The organism is Streptosporangium amethystogenes, assembly GCF_000721075.1.
Lineage (GTDB): Bacteria > Actinomycetota > Actinomycetes > Streptosporangiales > Streptosporangiaceae > Streptosporangium > Streptosporangium amethystogenes.
The window spans coordinates 1-1,246 of record NZ_JOEQ01000120.1; the positions used below are offsets into that span (position 1 = coordinate 1).

Annotated in this window: 1 protein-coding gene; it reads right to left on the reverse strand. The window is 66.3% G+C overall.

Going from position 1 to position 1,246, the window contains the following annotated elements; translation table 11 throughout:
* Window positions 1–42 precede the first annotated feature (42 nt).
* Window positions 43–1,245, reverse strand: a complete 1,203-nt coding sequence (locus IG98_RS0143860) for an IS256 family transposase (RefSeq protein ID WP_063766397.1) — start codon at window positions 1,243–1,245, stop codon at window positions 43–45.
* Window position 1,246 lies beyond the last annotated feature (1 nt).

Sequence of the window (1,246 nt, forward strand, 5' to 3'; positions counted from 1 at the left end):
GGGTGTGTCCAGTTAACGGTGTAACTCGGTTTTGAAATTTTTCTATCGAGAACTCGGGGACAGGCGACCTTCGAAGGTGATCGCGAAGGCGTTCAACGCGGCCTTCCACCGCGTGACCCAGCGTTTGCGGCCCTGCCCCGTCGGATCCAGACTCATGATCGCCATATAGACGCACTTGAGCGCGGCCTGCTCGTTCGGGAAGTGCCCACGTGCCTTGACCGCCCGACGGATCCGGGCGTTCACCGACTCGATCGCGTTCGTCGAGCAGATCACCCGGCGGATCTCGGCGTCGAAGTTGAGGAAGGGCACGAACTCGGCCCAGGCGCTCTCCCACAACTTGACGATCGCCGGATACCTGCCGCCCCAGACCTCGGCGAACTCATAGAACCGCTCCAAAGCGGCGGCCTCGGTCGGCGCGGTGTAGACCGGCCGCAACGCCTTGGCGATCGCGTCCCAGTGCTGACGGGCGGCATACCGGAACGAGGCGCGCAGCAGATGCACCACGCAGGTCTGCACCACGGCCTGCGGCCAGACGGTCTCGACCGCCTGCGGCAGGCCCTTGAGCCCGTCACAGACCACCATCAGCGCATCGGCCACACCACGGTTCTTGATCTCGGTGAGCACGTGCAGCCAGAACTCGGCGCCCTCGCCGCCGTCGCCGGCCCACAAGCCGAGGATGTCGCGCTCGCCGTCGACGGTGACCGCCAACGCCACGTAGATGGGCCGGTTGGCGACCTGACCATCGCGAATCTTGACGTGGATGGCATCGATGAAGATCACCGGGTAGACCGGGTCGAGTGGCCGGTTCTGCCATTCGGCCATGCCCTCCAGCACCTTGTCGGTGATGGTGGAGATGGTCTGCTTGGAGACCTCGGCGCCGTAGACCTCGGCCAGGTGCGCGGAGATCTCCCCGGTGGTCAGCCCCTTGGCGGCCAGCGAGATGACCATCTCATCGACGCCGGACAGCCGCCGCTGCCGTTTGCGCACGATCTTCGGCTCGAAGCTGGCGTCGCGGTCGCGCGGAACGGTGATCTCGACCGGACCCACGTCGGTGATGACCGTCTTGGACCGCGTGCCGTTGCGGGAGTTGCCCGTCTGGCCCGCGGTCCGCCCGTGCTTGTCGTAGCCGAGGTGGTCGGTGATCTCACCTTCCAGCGCCGATTCCAGCACCAGCTTGGTCAGCCGGCCCAGCAGCCCGTTCTCGCCCACCAGCTCCAAGCCCTCGGCACGGGCCTGGTCGACCAGC